This window comes from Noviherbaspirillum denitrificans (genome assembly GCF_002211445.1).
Taxonomy (GTDB): Bacteria; Pseudomonadota; Gammaproteobacteria; order Burkholderiales; family Burkholderiaceae_D; genus Noviherbaspirillum; species Noviherbaspirillum denitrificans.
The window spans coordinates 19,893-35,405 of the sequence record NZ_LSTO01000007.1; the positions used below are offsets into that span (position 1 = coordinate 19,893).

The 15,513-nt window shown below is 58.1% G+C and carries 13 protein-coding genes; 3 read left to right on the plus strand and 10 right to left on the minus strand.

Going from position 1 to position 15,513, the window contains the following annotated elements; genetic code table 11:
- Window positions 1-18: 18 nt before the first annotated feature.
- The 10 genes from AYR66_RS29115 to AYR66_RS26120 all read right to left on the minus strand — a co-directional run bounded on the left by AYR66_RS29115 (window position 19) and on the right by AYR66_RS26120 (window position 11,680).
- Window positions 19-171 carry a DUF5989 family protein gene (locus AYR66_RS29115; protein WP_170942373.1) on the minus strand — a complete coding sequence of 51 codons (153 nt, stop codon included), beginning with the start codon at window positions 169-171 and terminating at the stop codon, window positions 19-21.
- Complete coding sequence (locus tag AYR66_RS26085) at window positions 171-2,153, minus strand: carbamoyltransferase family protein (RefSeq protein ID WP_088710457.1); 1,983 nt, start codon at window positions 2,151-2,153, stop codon at window positions 171-173. The genes AYR66_RS29115 and AYR66_RS26085 overlap by 1 nt, the downstream gene beginning before the upstream one ends.
- A gap of 96 nt (window positions 2,154-2,249) precedes the next feature.
- Window positions 2,250-5,321: a cytochrome c3 family protein gene (locus AYR66_RS26090; RefSeq protein ID WP_170942374.1), complete on the minus strand. Its 3,072-nt coding sequence runs from the start codon at window positions 5,319-5,321 to the stop codon at window positions 2,250-2,252.
- A 7-nt stretch (window positions 5,322-5,328) separates the two neighbouring features.
- Window positions 5,329-6,276, minus strand: a complete 948-nt coding sequence (locus AYR66_RS26095; protein WP_170942375.1) for an NHL repeat-containing protein — start codon at window positions 6,274-6,276, stop codon at window positions 5,329-5,331.
- Complete coding sequence (locus AYR66_RS26100) at window positions 6,242-7,351, minus strand: hypothetical protein (RefSeq protein WP_088710460.1); 1,110 nt, start codon at window positions 7,349-7,351, stop codon at window positions 6,242-6,244. The genes AYR66_RS26095 and AYR66_RS26100 overlap by 35 nt, the downstream gene beginning before the upstream one ends.
- Window positions 7,352-7,363: 12 nt before the next feature.
- Window positions 7,364-7,486: a hypothetical protein gene (locus AYR66_RS30500; protein WP_272938381.1), complete on the minus strand. Its 123-nt coding sequence runs from the start codon at window positions 7,484-7,486 to the stop codon at window positions 7,364-7,366.
- Window positions 7,483-8,364 carry a cytochrome b/b6 domain-containing protein gene (locus AYR66_RS26105; protein WP_170942376.1) on the minus strand — a complete coding sequence of 294 codons (882 nt, stop codon included), beginning with the start codon at window positions 8,362-8,364 and terminating at the stop codon, window positions 7,483-7,485. The genes AYR66_RS30500 and AYR66_RS26105 overlap by 4 nt, the downstream gene beginning before the upstream one ends.
- A 113-nt stretch (window positions 8,365-8,477) precedes the next feature.
- Complete coding sequence (locus AYR66_RS26110) at window positions 8,478-9,599, minus strand: multiheme c-type cytochrome (RefSeq protein WP_088710462.1); 1,122 nt, start codon at window positions 9,597-9,599, stop codon at window positions 8,478-8,480.
- Between the two features lie 21 nt (window positions 9,600-9,620).
- Window positions 9,621-10,601 (minus strand): cytochrome c3 family protein, encoded by a 981-nt coding sequence (locus AYR66_RS26115; protein ID WP_170942377.1) that lies wholly within the window; start codon window positions 10,599-10,601, stop codon window positions 9,621-9,623.
- Between the two features lie 8 nt (window positions 10,602-10,609).
- Complete coding sequence (locus AYR66_RS26120) at window positions 10,610-11,680, minus strand: outer membrane protein assembly factor BamB family protein (RefSeq protein WP_170942378.1); 1,071 nt, start codon at window positions 11,678-11,680, stop codon at window positions 10,610-10,612.
- Window positions 11,681-12,800: 1,120 nt separating this feature from the next.
- Here AYR66_RS26120 and AYR66_RS26125 point away from each other — a divergent pair.
- The 3 genes from AYR66_RS26125 to AYR66_RS26135 form a co-directional block, all read left to right on the plus strand.
- The gene (locus tag AYR66_RS26125; RefSeq protein ID WP_088710465.1) at window positions 12,801-13,856 is read left to right on the plus strand and encodes an ABC transporter substrate-binding protein; all 1,056 of its coding nucleotides are present in this window, start codon (window positions 12,801-12,803) and stop codon (window positions 13,854-13,856) included.
- Between the two features lie 9 nt (window positions 13,857-13,865).
- On the plus strand, window positions 13,866-14,942 hold the full coding sequence (locus AYR66_RS26130) for an ABC transporter substrate-binding protein (RefSeq protein ID WP_088710466.1): 1,077 nt from the start codon (window positions 13,866-13,868) through the stop codon (window positions 14,940-14,942).
- 272 nt (window positions 14,943-15,214) lie between these two features.
- Window positions 15,215-15,513, plus strand: a 299-nt coding sequence (locus AYR66_RS26135; protein ID WP_206047343.1) for a hypothetical protein, incomplete at its 3' end; no start/stop codon positions are given.

Genomic DNA, 15,513 nt, shown 5'->3' on the forward strand with positions numbered 1-15,513 from the left:
AGTCGGGACGCTGTCCTGCTAGAAGAGCGCATAGATGAACGGCACGAGTGCGCTTGTCTGGACAAACACGGCGAGCGCGCCGATCAGTATCAGCACGAATACGATGGGCGCCAGCCAGTACTTCTTGTAGTAACGCAGAAAAAGCCAGAGGTCTCGGATCAGCTCAAACATCAGAAGGGCAACTCCATGCTGTTGGGAGGCGCGGACACGACGCGATAGCTAACGGCATCCGGCGCAAAACCAAGCCGCAGTGGGTTGCGGCCTGACATGCGGCTAATCCAGCCGGCAGGTGCTATCAGCATGAAGTAGACGGCGCCAAACAGGAGCGCTGCGTACCAACGGGACAACCTGCCCGCCAGCCAGCCCGGACCGCTACCGCCGTCAAGCGCGACAGGTAGTGCCTCATGTCCGGTGGGCTGCGCATCTCGATCAACCAGGTAATTGCCGGTGACCAGGCAGTCCAGCCCGAGAGCCATGAAACAGCGATACGCCTCTTCCGGCGAATTCACGATTGGCTCGTCGGGTCCATTGAAGGAAGTATTGACCAGTACCGGGACACCCGACAGCGCGGCGAACTGCTCCAAGAGCCGATGCAGCCTTGGCTGGTGTTGACGACTGACGGTCTGCACCCGGGCCGAGCCATCAACGTGCGTGACGGCCGCCAGCTCTGGGGATCCCTCCGCAGACCGCAACACCGGTTCCGCGAAGCTCATGTAGGGACTGGAACCTGCGATGGAAAAAAAATCCGAGGCCAGTTCTTCCGTAACAATCGGCGCGAACGGTCGAAACAACTCTCGCCGCTTGATGCATGCGTTCAAGCGTTCTCGCATGGCCGCATTCCGCGGGTCGGCCAGGATCGAACGCGCACCCAATGCCCGCGGCCCGAATTCCATCCGGCCGTCGAACCAGCCGACCGTCTTGCCCGCCGCCAGCCGCTCGGCAACGCGCTCCATCAACTCAGCCTCCTCCAGACGCCGGTACCGCGCCCCCTGCTCTGCGAGGCTAGTCTCGATCGTGCAGTCGTCATAGGCTGGACCGAGCCGGGCGCCGTCCATCGCATCGCTCGCAGGCGCCTCCCGTGAGTGGCCAAAGTGCATGTGCCAGGCGCCAAGCGCGGCGCCGATTGCGCCGCCGGCATCACCGGCGGCAGGCTGCACCCATATGCGCTTGAAATTGCCCTCGCGACGCAAACGGCCGGTAGCCGCGCAATTGAGCGCAACGCCGCCTGCCAGGCATAAATTCTCCGTTGCCAGCTCCCTCTGCGCGGTCGCGGCAAGCCGTAGCAAGATCTCTTCGGTCACGCGTTGGATCGAACAGGCGAGGTCCATCTCGCGCTTTCCGATCGCCGCATCCGGCGCACGCGGCTTGCCGCCGAAGAGTGCGCAGAAGCGTTCATTGACCATGCTCAGGCCGACGGCAAAATCGAAATACGCGAGGTTGAGCCGGAATGTGCCGTCCTGCTTCACATCGATCAGATGCGACCGGATGACGTCTGCATAGACCGGCGAGCCATAGGGCGCCAGCCCCATCAATTTGTATTCGTCGGCATTGACCCGGAATCCGCAGTACTGGGTAAACGCCGCGTAGAGCAAGCCGAGCGAATGCGGAAAACGGAGTTCCCAGCATGGCGACAGGCGCGCTCCGTTCCCCTGCCACAGCGAGGTGGTGGACCACTCACCCACGCCGTCGACGCACAGGACAGCAGCATGATCGAAAGGACTCGGATAGTATGCCGACGCGGCATGGGATTGATGGTGCGCGCAAAACAGCAGGGGTGGCAGCACGCCCGGATCGCAGCCTGCAGCGTCCGCCAGGGCGCGGCGCAGAGTCAGCTTGAGAGGCAGCTTCTCCTTCAGAACCCCGGGCATCGCCGAAACAAAGCCGCGCACGCCGCGCGGGGCGAGCGCCAGATGCGTTTCCAGCAGACGATCGAATTTCTGGATCGGCTTGTCGTAAAAGACGATCGCGTCGAGCGTTGACAATGTGCCGCTCCAGTGCGTCAGGCAATAGCGAATCGATTCGATCGGGAACCGCGCATCGAACTTGATGCGTGAAAAACGCTCCTCTTGAACCGCGGCGACTACCTTGCCGTCCACGATCAATGCCGCAGCACTATCGTGGTAATAGGCGGAAATACCAAGTAAGGCAGTCATGAAAGAAATAATGAGAAGGGGTGCGGCGAGCGGTTACAGGGGCGAATGCGCGGATTATTCGCGCATGGTCGCCAAGGACTCTCCGGCAGCCACATGTCATTTTTCACGTGACGTTTCAGCATGAAAGAACTTGTACCGGAATAAGCCATCCAGGCCGTGGCAATTGGTGCAAAGAGCAAATTCACTGGTATTGCGAAGGAAGCTGTTGAGTGCATTGCCTTCCGTATTTTTTCCCGGCCCCTCTTCAGCTTTGCGAGCGCTCCACTGATGCGGGTTATGACAGGTGGGACAGGTAATCGCACCGGCTCCGGACTTTTGTCCATCTTTTGTGAACACCGGAAAATAGGCGCCGCCGGGCAAGTTCGCGTGGCGCGCAGATGGACTGGATACTGCCGTCACCGCAGGCGGGTGATTCGGCTTCAGCGGCAGTTTAGCGGCGGCGACGTTGCCAAGCGAGTGGCAGGAGCGGCAAAGTCCTTCCATCGCGTCGCTGCCTTTTCCCATGGGCCGCGCCCAAAGTCGCACCTTTTCCGGAGCATTGTGCGGCACGTGACATGAACCGCACACACCGGATTGCGCTTTGACCTGATTCAAGGCGTTGGTGTCGTTAGGTGCGGTAATGCCCAGATCGTGCTCGGTGTTCTTCACCCAGCGCTTGTCCTGATGGCAGTTTGTGCACAACTCGGAATCGGGGGCGGCCGACAGCCGCAGGAAGCTGTCTGCCGCAGTGCCTTCGACATCGGGCCGGGCACCAGCCGTGCTTGCCGCATCCCGCGAATTCCACTGGTGCGGGTCATGGCAGGTGGCACAGCTTACCTTGCCGTTGACGTTGTCGCGCTTGCCCTCTGCAGTGTACAAGGGGAGCGATGTCTCGCCGCCGATATTTTTCAGGTCCACACCCAAAGGGTGGCTATTGATGCCGGTGAGTTTCTTCCCCGCGACGTGACCCTCCTGGTGGCAACTTGTACATTTCCGTTCAATTTCGTCTTTTCCCGGGCCCTGTGCTTGCGCCCACATCTTTGCGCCACTACCGTTATGAGGCAGGTGGCAGGCGCCGCACGCCCCGGTTTCAGCCGGAGTTCTGCCCTTGCTGTTCTTGCTCTCCTGGGCCGAAATGGCGAGGTTGTGCTTGGACAAAGTGATTGCCGCCTTATCGACATGGCAGTTGCCGCACAGCGTAGCCTTGTTGTCATTGGGCAGACGCAGGAAGCTGGAGTCGCCGTTGCCGGTGACGTTCCGCGGATCTTTTCCGGCATCCGTGCGCGACACAATCGACCAGTTGTGCGGATCGTGGCAGGTACCGCACGCGACATTGCCTCCCTCAGCGGTTGGCACGCCCTGGCTATCGAAAAGCGGCAGCGTTTGAAGTGCCGGCGTCTTGCTGAGTGATGGCTTGTCACTGGCCCATTTGCCGTCCTTCGCAGTGATGCCAATGTTAGAGATAGGCACATTCACCGGGTGGCTGTGGGAACCTATCTGCTTATCCTTTGCCAGCCCGCGCGGGTTATGGCAACTCAGGCAAGTGGAGGACACCGCATCGACGCCCGGCATCGGGTCGCGCGCCCATATCCGCGGTCCCTTGGCGTTATGTGGCACATGGCACGTTCCGCAACTGCCGGAATCGGACGGGGTCTGTCCCTTGATGTTGCGCTCCTGAGGAAACATCACGGACATATCGTGCTTGGTATTCTTGATCCCGTCCTTGTTCTTGTGGCAGGTGCGGCACAGTTCGGACTCGGCACCGTTCGCCTTGCGCAGGAACTTGTTGCTGGCATCACTCGGGTCGCCGGGCCGGGACACCTTCTCCGGGTCGGCAGGATCCCATTGATGCGGGTCATGGCAACTGGCGCAGGTGACCATTCCCCGTTCGGTTCCAATCGTCTTTACGCCTTCCCGACTATAACCAGGCAATTCGACCGGCGTTTTCAGCCGCGCCATGTCCCGTCCGGTCGGATGGGAGTGGGTACCGACCTGTTTCTTCTCGGCCAGGCCCCCCTCTCGATGGCAGCTCTGGCATAAATCGGCCATCGCATCGCCGCCGCCCGGCTTGACCTGACGCGCCCACATCTTGGGTCCGCTGCCGCCATGTGGCAGGTGGCACGCACTACACACGCCGGCTTGCCCGACTTCGCGGCCACGGCTATTTTTTGCGCTCTCGTCGAGGAGTGCGATGTTATGTTTGGTGTTGGCCACCTTGCGTTGATCGAGATGGCAGGTTCGGCATAGTTCAGACTGCGGATTGGGCGCAATAAGCAACCTGGCATTGTTTTGCGCAAAATGCGGCCGGTGACAGGTCTGGCAGATGATCTTGCTTTCACCGCCCAGCTTCGAACCTTTGTCCAGCAAGTCCTGCGGCACTTTGACTTTTATCGGTCGTATGTTCACCGGATGCGTCCCCATGGCGCCCGCCTGCGCCAGGTCTCTGGCGTAGCGGTCCGCATGGCAGGTACCGCACAGCTCGGAATTCTCGTTGCGCATGACGAGCAGCTTCTTCTCCGGCGCGCCATGCACGCGGTGGCATGATTCACAGACCACCGTGGTGCCATCGGCAAATCGGGACCCTGCAGCGCGCAATACGTCCGGCACTTCCTTCAGTTGCTTGAGCACCGGATGGTTGCCCTCGGCCGGACCGGTACCGCGTTCAAGATGGCAGGCCATGCACAGGCTGGAATTGGTATTCCGGGCGCGCAGAAAAATCGGGGAAATCTTGTCTCCCCACTCGACACCGTGCGCAGTGTGGCAAGTCCCGCAGTACGTCTTGCCATCATCGTTGAGGGGGAACAGCGGCTTGCCATCCTTGGTCGGTATCTTGACCTTATCCGATGGCTTGACGCCTACCGGATGGAGGTTATGCCGGTTCACCCAGGTCGGACGCGAGTCGAGCACGAACCCATCGTGGCACGAGAAGCACATTCGCTCGGTGCTTGCTACATCCTGCTTGCCGGTGCTGACTGTCGGTTTGGGATCGTAAGGAATAAGTGGCTTGACATCCTTGCGATTGAAATCCTTCAGCCACATGACGTGGCAGGTGGCGCATTCACGCTGCTCTGAAACGTTACGCTGTGCATATGCTTCGCGCGCCACTCCGCCGAGCACGAGAACCCCGACCAGCAAGGATAAGACAACGCGATAAAATGATCGGAAAGAAGCGCAGGCGAGCAAAAGCATATTCGTATTAGCGCAGGCTATGCACCGAAACCTTGTTGCCAAGCATTTCGACCACATACAACCGGTTGTTATTGTCAATGGCAAGTCCGCCCGGCGAGTTGAAGCGCTGCAGGTTGCCGTCAGCGCCAAGAACGTGCTGGAACCGGTAACTGTTGTCGAAGACCTGAATCACATCCATATAACTGTCGCTCACATACGACCAGCCGCCAGAGTCGATCGCAACGCCTTTTGGCCTCAGAAACTGCCCCGGCAGTACGCCCCATTCCCCGACCCGGAAACCCAGGCGTCCCCGCTTGTCAAATACCTGCACTCGGGTATTCATGACATCCACTACGAAGATCAGCCCGTTTGGTGTAACGCTGATGGTGGCGGGGTAGCGGAACTCACCGTCGCTCAAGCCCTCGCCGCCCCATTCGCGCAGCAACTGGCCGCTTGGCGAGAACGCCATCACTTTATGATTGTTGTTGCCGGTGACGTAAAGCGTCTTGCCCTCGGCATCAGGCGCAACGTCTATCGGACGAATCGGTTTACCGTTGCTGGCGACCGGAAAGGTCCCTATGAAGTTGCCGGCGCCGTCAAAAATCTGGATGCGATTATTGCCGGAATCGGCGACATAGACGCGCCCCTGCGAATCGGTACCAACCCCCACCGGACTCTTGAACTCGCCCTTGCCGGTTCCGGCGCGACCGATGCTGAACAGGTACTGACCGGAGGGGCCGAACGCAACCAGCCGGTGATTGCCTCCGTCGACAACATAGATCCGGCCGTCCTTGCCCACGGCGACATCGGTAGGAACCGCCAACGGCCCCGCCGCGCCACCGGTAATATCGAACAGGTGGCGGATCGCTTTGGTTGGATACGTCTCGGCCCACGCGCCCTGTAGTGCCAGCAGCAGCCACAGGGCCAGTAGCGCAAACGGATTACTTCTTCGATGAAGTCGACGGATTCTTGACATCGGCGTCCTCCTGCGGTTGCGGCGGCGCAAAGCTGTTGCGCCACCAGGTGCGGGGATCATCTTTCATTTCCTCGGTGATTTTTTGATCTGCCGCGGCATGTCCCAGCAAGGCTTCACGTTTCTCGAGCGAGAAACCTTTGTTGAAAATCATCGGCAAATAGAATTCCCGGTACTTTTGTACGATGCCGACGATATTCAAATTGGTCACTGCCGAAATTCGCTTTTCCGAAAATCCGAGCTCACGCAATGGAATGAAGCTGTCTTTTTCAGCCGCGTGACAACGCGTGCAGAATCGGCCAACCGGATTGATCCGTGCATGGAAGGTCTTCTTGACTGCATCCTTGTCCTGTTCCGACATCTTGTTGCGGAGGCTCAGGAATTCCTTCGCTTCCGGCGCGGTCTCAGGTATTTCCAGCAATTTTTCCTTGCCATCGGCGATTTGGTACGCAACGATTTTGGAAAAGTAATCGTCTGTCTTGATCAGGTCTCCAGTCACGGGGTCGACATCCGTACCGAACGGCTTGCCCGTTGTCGGAATTTCCGAATAGTTCAGCCAGCGCAGCACGACCGAGTTTTCCGGCACCTTGGTTTCATTGAAGTGACAGGTAAAGCAGCCTACAAACTGGGTGTGCATGTTCAACAAGCTGCGCACCATAGGCTTCTTCGCATGTGGAAAATCGCCATGGCAGTAGAAGCAGACCGGCTTCTTTCCCATGAGCGCGAAATCCTTTTCGGGCAGGTTATGGAAATGGCGCAGCTTCTCGGCATTGCGTTCTTCATCCAGCTTGGTCAGTATCTTGGGTCCCTCGACAGGCTTGGTCCATGCCTTCACCATGCTGTAACCGGTACTGATCAGCAGCAGCCCGATCGTCGCCCATAACAGCAAGGCGGAAGTGAGCCAGGCCCAGATCGGATGGTTGCCGCGTTTGCCGGCGATACTGAAAAGGTTCGGCTTTTTTTCATTCGGCAGCCGCGATTTGTGATCGACAATGACAAGCAAGGCGATGAGAAAGACAACAAACCACAACACCGCGAAAACAATAGGCAGGTTATGAAATTCAAAAAGTGGGCTCATGATTTATCGCTATCACAATGCGGGAGCTGTCAGGATTAGCCAGATCATGCCCATGCCAAAGGCTGTGCAGACCACGATGAAAAATAGGGAGCCGTAGGCAATAACTTTTTGCCAGCCTTTGAGGGGACTGATCATGCGCGAAGCTCCTCCAACTGTTCTTCACTTACCTTCGGTGCCGCGGGTTGTGCGACAAGTTTTTTGGAAGTCAGAAGGTTGCGCAAATAACGACGTTCCGCCGGATACTCAACCAGGCAGCGCAGATATTCCAGGAAGTGTTCTTCAATCTGGTGCTCGCGGGTGATCTTCCCCGTGAGGAAGGTCCATTGCATTGGAAAGCGTCCTGGTGCCAGGTGCACGTTGTACCAGTGCCAGAAGGCGATCACGAGCAAAGCCAGCAGCGCTTCGTGCGGGTGCGACAAGCGCATCATTTCCTGCCAATGGGAAGCAACACTGGCCGGCAGGATGCTGGCCCACATTTCAGGGAACAGGAAGGAAGATCCCGACAGCACCATCACACTATTGCCAAAGGCGGCGGCAAAGTAGTGGATCTTTTGCTTGTACATGAACTTGTCCATCTCAGGCCGCATGGTGCGCTTGCCGCTGAAGTAGAGCATGTCTTCCTTGAAGTCACGGATGTCCTTCAATGTAGGAATGATGGTGCGCCCCAACTCAAAGGTCTTTTGCTGCAATTTGACCAGCGTGTCCGCGACGAGCGTGAGGATGTGATACAACATTGAGAAGACCATTACGACGGCCAGGGTACGGTGAATCACGCGTGTCACCTCAATGCCGCCCAACAGCATGTTGAACGGTTCTGCCCAGAACGCCGTGTTGTAATGGATCGGCATGCCGGTAAATGCCAGCAGCAAGAAAGTGGTGAAAGTCAGCAGGTGGTGAATGCGTATATGCACCGAGTAGCGATGCAGATCGCCGATCGGATTGGAATCGACATTCTTGTACAGCAGCACCCGGTCGTCCGGCATCATCGCCACCAGCTCTTCGATTTCCTTCACTTCCTCCGCCGGAGTCGCGTTATTGAATAGCGAGGTGTTCAGAACAGCGCGCGCTTCTTGTGACAGTTTCATGAGTCAATCCTTGTTTATCGTTTATTACACTGCCCGGCATTTCAGGCCGACGGTTCAATCCGGTCACGTCCTCGCTTTGATCGACGCCACCAGGAAGTGCCGTTACGGTAGAACCAGCTCGCACCGTCACGACGGCGGCCGACGGTCTCGAACGCTGTCAACCCGATCAGGCCGAACAAAGCGGCATCGCCGACGAGACCGTAGATGATCTCGGCGTAATACCTGAACAGGTTGTCGTCCTTCTTGCTGGACGGGTGGGGATCGAGCACCGCATAGTTCTCGTCGGCTGCCTGGTGGCAGCGTTTGCACGTCTCTACACGGTTTTCCTTGCTGAGCGACGACTTCGGATCGCGCGACGGCCGGATGTCATGAACCGACATGTAGTAGTTGGCCTGCGACGCATGGCAATCGAGACAGTTGGCGACTTCGGTATTGCCGTACTTGGTTACCTTGCCGTGGAAGCTCTCGCTATAAGACTCGATCGCAATCGGGAACTTGCGTCCTAGTGATCGTCCCTCGGCCCCTGCTGCTTTCTGATGGCGCTCAACCATGTCCTTGTTGGAGTGGCATGCGCTACACATTGCCACGATCTCTTTTGACGAGCGCTTTACTTCGCGGATGCGGCGGCTGGTATGGTTGTACCACTTGCCCACGAAGCGTGAGTCCTCGTGACACACGTTGCAACGATCCGTGATTTTTTGCGGGAGGGCTTTTTCCGCGGGGTTGTAAAGTGGATTGGTATGGCAGGTAGTGCAATACGGTTTGTCATTGTTCAAACCTGTTTCTATTTTTGCCCGCCCATGGACGCTCTGCTGGAAGGTGTCATTGATGGTCTTGTGACTGAACGGCTTGCCGGTTGACGGATTCTTCACCGAGTGGCATTCCTGGCTGCAGTTCACCCCTTCCGTTACCGGCTTGTGCGGCAATTCCTTGATGTAGGAATGACAGTCGCGGCACGGTACATTGCGATGCACCGTTTTGGAGAAGACCTCGGGCAGGATGTAATAGACCTTTCTTGTCCCATCTTCGGCAATTCGTCCCATCTTGGGATATTTGTGGCACATCAGGCAGGCTTCATCGTCTTCGAATGCATGGGATAGTCCTGCCGCTCCCAAACCGAGAACAAGAAGCAATATTCGCATCCAGATTTTGGCCAGCTTCATACGCTGCTTCCCCAACGTTGATTAAAGGTTGTGACAACTCATGCACATGATTTCGCCCGGCTGAAGGCGCAGTCGATTAAAGCCGTCTGCACCGACGTCAGCCCTTGGATCACGCTGTACACCACGTTCGTGCGGGTTATGGCAAGTGGCACAGATAATCCTGCCGCTATCCGGCTCCAGAGGAAGAATCAAGTTCTGCGCCTTCTCTGTTGCCTTCATTTGCCTAAGAACTGCCGGGCTAGGCTTCACCAGGTGATTCTTCCCTGGCGCACTGACCTCAGCCGGCTGACTCGGATGCGGGCGCCACTTGTGGCAGCCGACGCATACCTGGGTCAGGTCGTTCTTGATGGTGAACATCACGTCATTGATGCTTTTTGCGCTGCGCCGGTTGGGCGCAACTGTGTGGCACACAAGGCACACCACCTGGTTCAGTTCGCCTTCGTCGGTAATCTGGTCGTGTGGATTGAGCCGCTCGTAGTTCTTCGGGTTGTGGCAGTTGAAGCAGAGGTCGGTCCGCTTGCGATACGGCCCGCCACGGAAAAAGAATCGATTTTCCCGCCGTTCCTCAAAGCGCTCCTGTTTGCATTGCATATGCAAGTCATGGCAACTGATGCAGGTAATGACACCGCCGCCCCGTTTAACGGCCTGCCGGAACTGCTCGGGCATGCGGTTTCGTTTTTCGTTAGAAGGCTCCATCCCGACGGCATGGATGTACTTGGTTGCCGAAATCGCGTCATGACACGACTGGCATAACTGGTTGATGTCTTTGCTGCGCAGGGCGACGTCGTTCGCAGTAGGGGCGGCTCTATGGCAGGCCTTGCAGGAATCCGCTCGCCAGTGCGGGTTGGGAATTTGTTGGGGACTTATTTTTCCTGCGCTCAACATGTCCTGCATGTCCTCTGCACGATTAAATAAATCGATAACGTTGGCTTTAACGGCTTTCGTGGATGGCTCCGTCGCACCCGGCTGTGCGATGCACACCAGGACCGCCGCAAGCAGCATGAGCGCCCTTAACGCCATGCCATCACATCGCCGTTTAGTGTTGCCATGACCAGCGTGCTATCGGCAACCGCTGGCGCACCAAAGATCGCTGCGCCGACCTTTCTTTCCCATACAACCTGTTGCGTATTCAAGTCCATGCCAAGCAAGCGCCCTTGCATCGTCCCGATGACGCCGACCCTGTTGACTCCCACAGTGAATGAGTGGCGCAGCTCGTCCCCAAGTGAATACTGCCAAACGACCACGCCAGTGGCAGCCTGGATCCCGTACAGTCCGCCGCTGGTTGTGCCCACGTACAACGTGTCTCCAACGAGGACAGGGGTACCTTTAGGCCAGTCGTCCACAACTCTGTGCCAGAGGATGACACCCGTCACGGCGTCCAGCGCATACAGGGCGCGATCGTAGGTACTGATGTAGAGTCGATTGCCGATGACCAGTGGTGCGTCGTACATTGCGGAGCCGAGCGCCGTGCTCCATGCTGGTTTCCCGGTCTGTCGCGACACGGCATGCAGTACGCCGTTTTTTGCACCAACGTATACGCGTTCCTGGTCGAGGGCTGGAGCTACATAGAGACCGCCATAGCGATAATCTTCAGCGTTGTATCGCCAAAGGATTTTTCCATTTTCGAGGTCTATGGCGTAGAGAAAGAGATCGTTGCTGGCCACATAAAGAACGCCGTTGTCTGCCGCCGGCGAGGCAACGATTTTCCCTCCGGTTTTCGTCTGCCATTTTTTCTCCCCGCTCTTGGCATGCAAAGCGGTCACTGTGCCGTCCTTGGATGCCACCACGAGGGTATCTCCAATGACAACCGGTGTCGCCGAGATGGCATCTCCCGTGGCGAAATTCCACAACACCTTGCCATTGCGCATATTTAGCGCCCATACACGTTGGTCATGCGCCGCGACATACACGGTTTTTTCATGCACCACGGGGGAGCCAAAAACGCCTCCTTGAAGCTTCGTTTCCCAGAGCTTCACGGGATTGGAGGGCACGCTATCGACGCTTTGAAATGTATGCCCGGCGTCACCACCAAGCATCGGCCATTCAGCCGAAGTGGTAGGTGTGGAATAGATGGATGCCAAGAGCACCATCCCCCAGAAGACGCGGTGTCTTGTACGCATGGCCGTGTCACAGAGAGACGCGGTGCACATGGTCTAGCAGAATGCTTGAGGCTGACTCTATGGAGTTGCCCGGACCGACATAGATGTGAGAGGTGGGTAAAAGAATCTTTGCGGCGCGTAGGTGCAGTAGCTGATGCGTTTCACAAGCCTGCATTGCGTGGGAGAGCAGTCTAACGCGCATATGAGTCCTATTATTTTTTGTAGGCTGCACCCGCCAGGATGCCGCCTCTAATTTGTTTTATCGCTCTGATTCAAACCGTATCGCCTATACCGCACCAAGAAAGAACACACGCATAGTGTGGGTATTTTCCAAGCCGATCTAATTCATTTTTCATATATCTGCTATGTATGTAATGAATAATGCATCTTGATTTTTGACTCAAAATAAGGATGAAAAAATAACCATTTGAAAGCTAGAGACTTTTAAAAAATACGGAATTTCCTGCCGGAAACAAAATATTTATAAAAAATTTGATGTATACGGCATATAAACAACAGCGACTTGGTCCCGCCGTTGTAATCCCTTGAATTTTGGTTCCACACGGCAATTCAACGGGTTCAGTTTCGATGTTGGCGCGTGTGATGAACGATCTCATCGAGCTCAAGTGAGATTCAATAGATGCCAAGTCTCGCGCTCGGCCCAAAAATTCTTAGGAGTCGGTGATGCGCCGGGGCGGGCCTCGGAGAGAACGGTGGATCGACTTTGCATCGATTTTTCGATGGGTTGTACTAAGCAAGTTGCGGAAATCATTTGCCCAAAATTTATGCACGGACTTTTGCACGGTAATCACCTGGCTTTCATAGCGAGATGGGTTAGCGAGAAACTACATAGAAAACCTAATTAGCTTGCTGCCACCTTGGGACTGCATGTCGGAAAATCATCGGAACCCTGCACATATCCGAACACCCTCCCACCCGCACTGCCCGAAAATCACCACCTCCTGCACCTCTCCCAGCACCAAACCCGCCCCACCCCGCAGTCCACGCTGGCATCTCCCTTGCAACACTCATCTCCAGGCATCCCACGATGCAACTCATGACTGTGTCCCAACGCAGTCCCCTCATTCCAACGGAGAACCCAATGACCCAAGCCCTCGACACCCTCTGGTACACCCGCTGCCCCGTCCCGACCGGACTCGGCATCGCCTTGCAAAAAGGCTGGCTGGAGGAATCCTTCCGCTCGCAATGCACGATCGTCCAGTCCCTGCGCGAGTCCGACGACAAGGCGATACGCGAATCGCACTTCGACCATACGCTGCAAAACTCCGTGCGCCACGGCGGCAACATCCCGGCGATCTGGGCGCGTTCCGCCGGCCGCGATACGCGTGTGCTCGGCCTGTCGTGGGCGGATGAGACGCAACTCATCCTCACGCTGCCCGAGAGCGGCATCCGTACCGTGCGCGACCTGAAGGGCCGCCGTTTCGGTCTGCCGAAATGGGTGAATGCGCAAATCGACTTCTCCCGTGCACAGGCAATCCGAGGACTGGAGAATGCACTGAAGCTGGAAGGCCTCGCAGTGAGCGATGTCGAGCTTGTTGACTACGCGATCACCACGGGCCAGAGCGATGCGCCGGCGGAGCGTGTGGCCGGAACCCAGATCTTCAGCGGCGGTGCGCGTGCCGGCGGCCAGAGCGCCGATCTGGTCGGCCTGCTGCGCCGCGAAGTCGACGCAATCTTCCTCAAGGGTGCGAGCGCGGCACACATCGCGCGCCAGTTCGGCCTGCATACCGTGATCGATACCGGCGCCCATCCGGAACCGCTGATCCGCGCCAACAACGGCACGCCGCGCACGCTGACGGTGGACAAGAACCTGCTCGATCACCATTTCGACTCCGCCGTGCGCATCGTCGACCAGGTGCTGCGCGCCGAAGCCTGGGCTCATGCCAACCCGGATGAAACCCGCCGCTATCTGGCCCGCGAGAGCAATACCAGCGAATACTGGGTGAGCGTCGCCTACGGCCAGGATGCCCACCTGCGCCTGCGCACCGACCTGTCCGAGACCAACATCAACGGCCTGCAAGACTTCAGCGATTTCCTGTATCGCTGGAAGTTCCTGCCGAACCCGGTCGACGTCCGCGGCTGGATCGATGCGCGTCCTTATGAGGCTGCGCTGGCCTCGTCCCGCAAAGCGGCATAAGGAGACGACATGCGCCACCTCTCATCCCATCCGGCAGTCGGGACGGCTTTCCTGCGATGGCTGCGCGTCTGCCTCGTCCTCTGCGCGTGGTGCGGGGTGGCGCAGGCGCAAACCGTCGTCCGCATTGCGAGCACGGCTTTCGCGGAAGCCGGCAAGACTTCGCTGAGCGGCAGTGCCTATCGCGTGCAACAGGAAGGCTGGCTGGAACAGGAACTGAAAAAGCGCGGCATTGGCCTCGAATGGTTCCCGGTCACTGGCGACACCGGCGCCACGATCAACGAAGCCTTCGCCGGCGGCCGCATCGATTTCGCTGCCTATGGCGACCTGCCGTCGATCATCCTCAATGCCGGTGGCGTGCGCACGCATGTCGTCGTGCCCGCGGGGCGCGGTTCGGACCAGTTCCTGCTCGTGCCGCCGGGCTCGACCGCGAAATCCATCCACGACCTGAAGGGCAAGCGCATCAGCATCCATCGCGGCCGGCCGTGGGAACTCGGCCTGCTGCACCTGATCCGCGACAACGGGCTGTCGCCGAAGGATTTCCGCCTCATCAACATGGAGCCGAAGGCCGGCACCGCTGCGCTGGCTACCGGCGGCGTGGATGCGCTGTTCATGATCAACGGTTACCCGCTCGAGGACAAGGGCGTGGGTCGCATCATCTGGACCAGCAAGGGCAAGCCCGAGCGCAAGATGCGCGCGGAACTGTGGGCGCGCAAGGACTTTACCCAGCGCCACCCGGAAGTCGCCGAACTGGTCGTCACTGCATGGCTGAAGGCGCAGTACTGGGCGTCGCAGGATGGCAACCGGGAAGCAGTCATCAAGGATGGCACGCGCAACGGCACGCCGGAAAGCGTAGTGCGCCGTTCCTACGACGATCCGTCGCTGCCGTGGAAGGAACGCTGGACGCCGGTGTATGACGACGTGGTGTATGGCCACTACCGGCGCGTCGTCGCCTTTGCGCATGAGCAGAAGCTGATCCGCAAGCCGCTGGTGGTGGAAGATCTGCTGGAGCCGCGTTTTGTCAATGCGGGACTCAAGAACCTTGGGCTGGGGAATTATTGGAGCGGGCAGAAGGTGGCGTCGCGATAGTGGTGCGTTCAGGTAATTTCGTAGGGTGGGTAGAGCGAAGCGAAACCCACCAAACGGCACCTCTTGAGCGCATGGTGGGTTTTGCTGTCGCTCTACCCACCCTACGGTTCTTTACCTGCTGCCTCCTCAACACCGCTTCATGCAACTGTTCAGGAATCAACAGCCGTATGCATGGAACGCTGCACTTCCCACCCGCCACGCGCATTTCCGCGCTGGCACAGGGATTGCGAAACCTCATCCATGAGCAATCCGCCGGATATCAGGAGCACATCATGAGCGTATCAACCTGGGATGCCTTCCACGGCTCCCCTCTCAACACATCCCGTTCACGGCAGCGCCGCCGCTCGCCCGCGCCGGCACGGCACGCACCCCCCCCGGCCCCCATCATCGTCGCCGCGCCCGCTACAGATGCGCCCGGCAGGCTGCGCGAGCATGCTGGCATCATCGGGCTCGCCGTGGCCGTCGCCATGCTGCATACGGTGGTTGCAAGTCACTGGGATGCGTCGTCGCCAGTGCAAGCGGCCAAACCGCAAGTGGTGGTCGAACTGGTGAAGCCGAAAGAACCGGAACC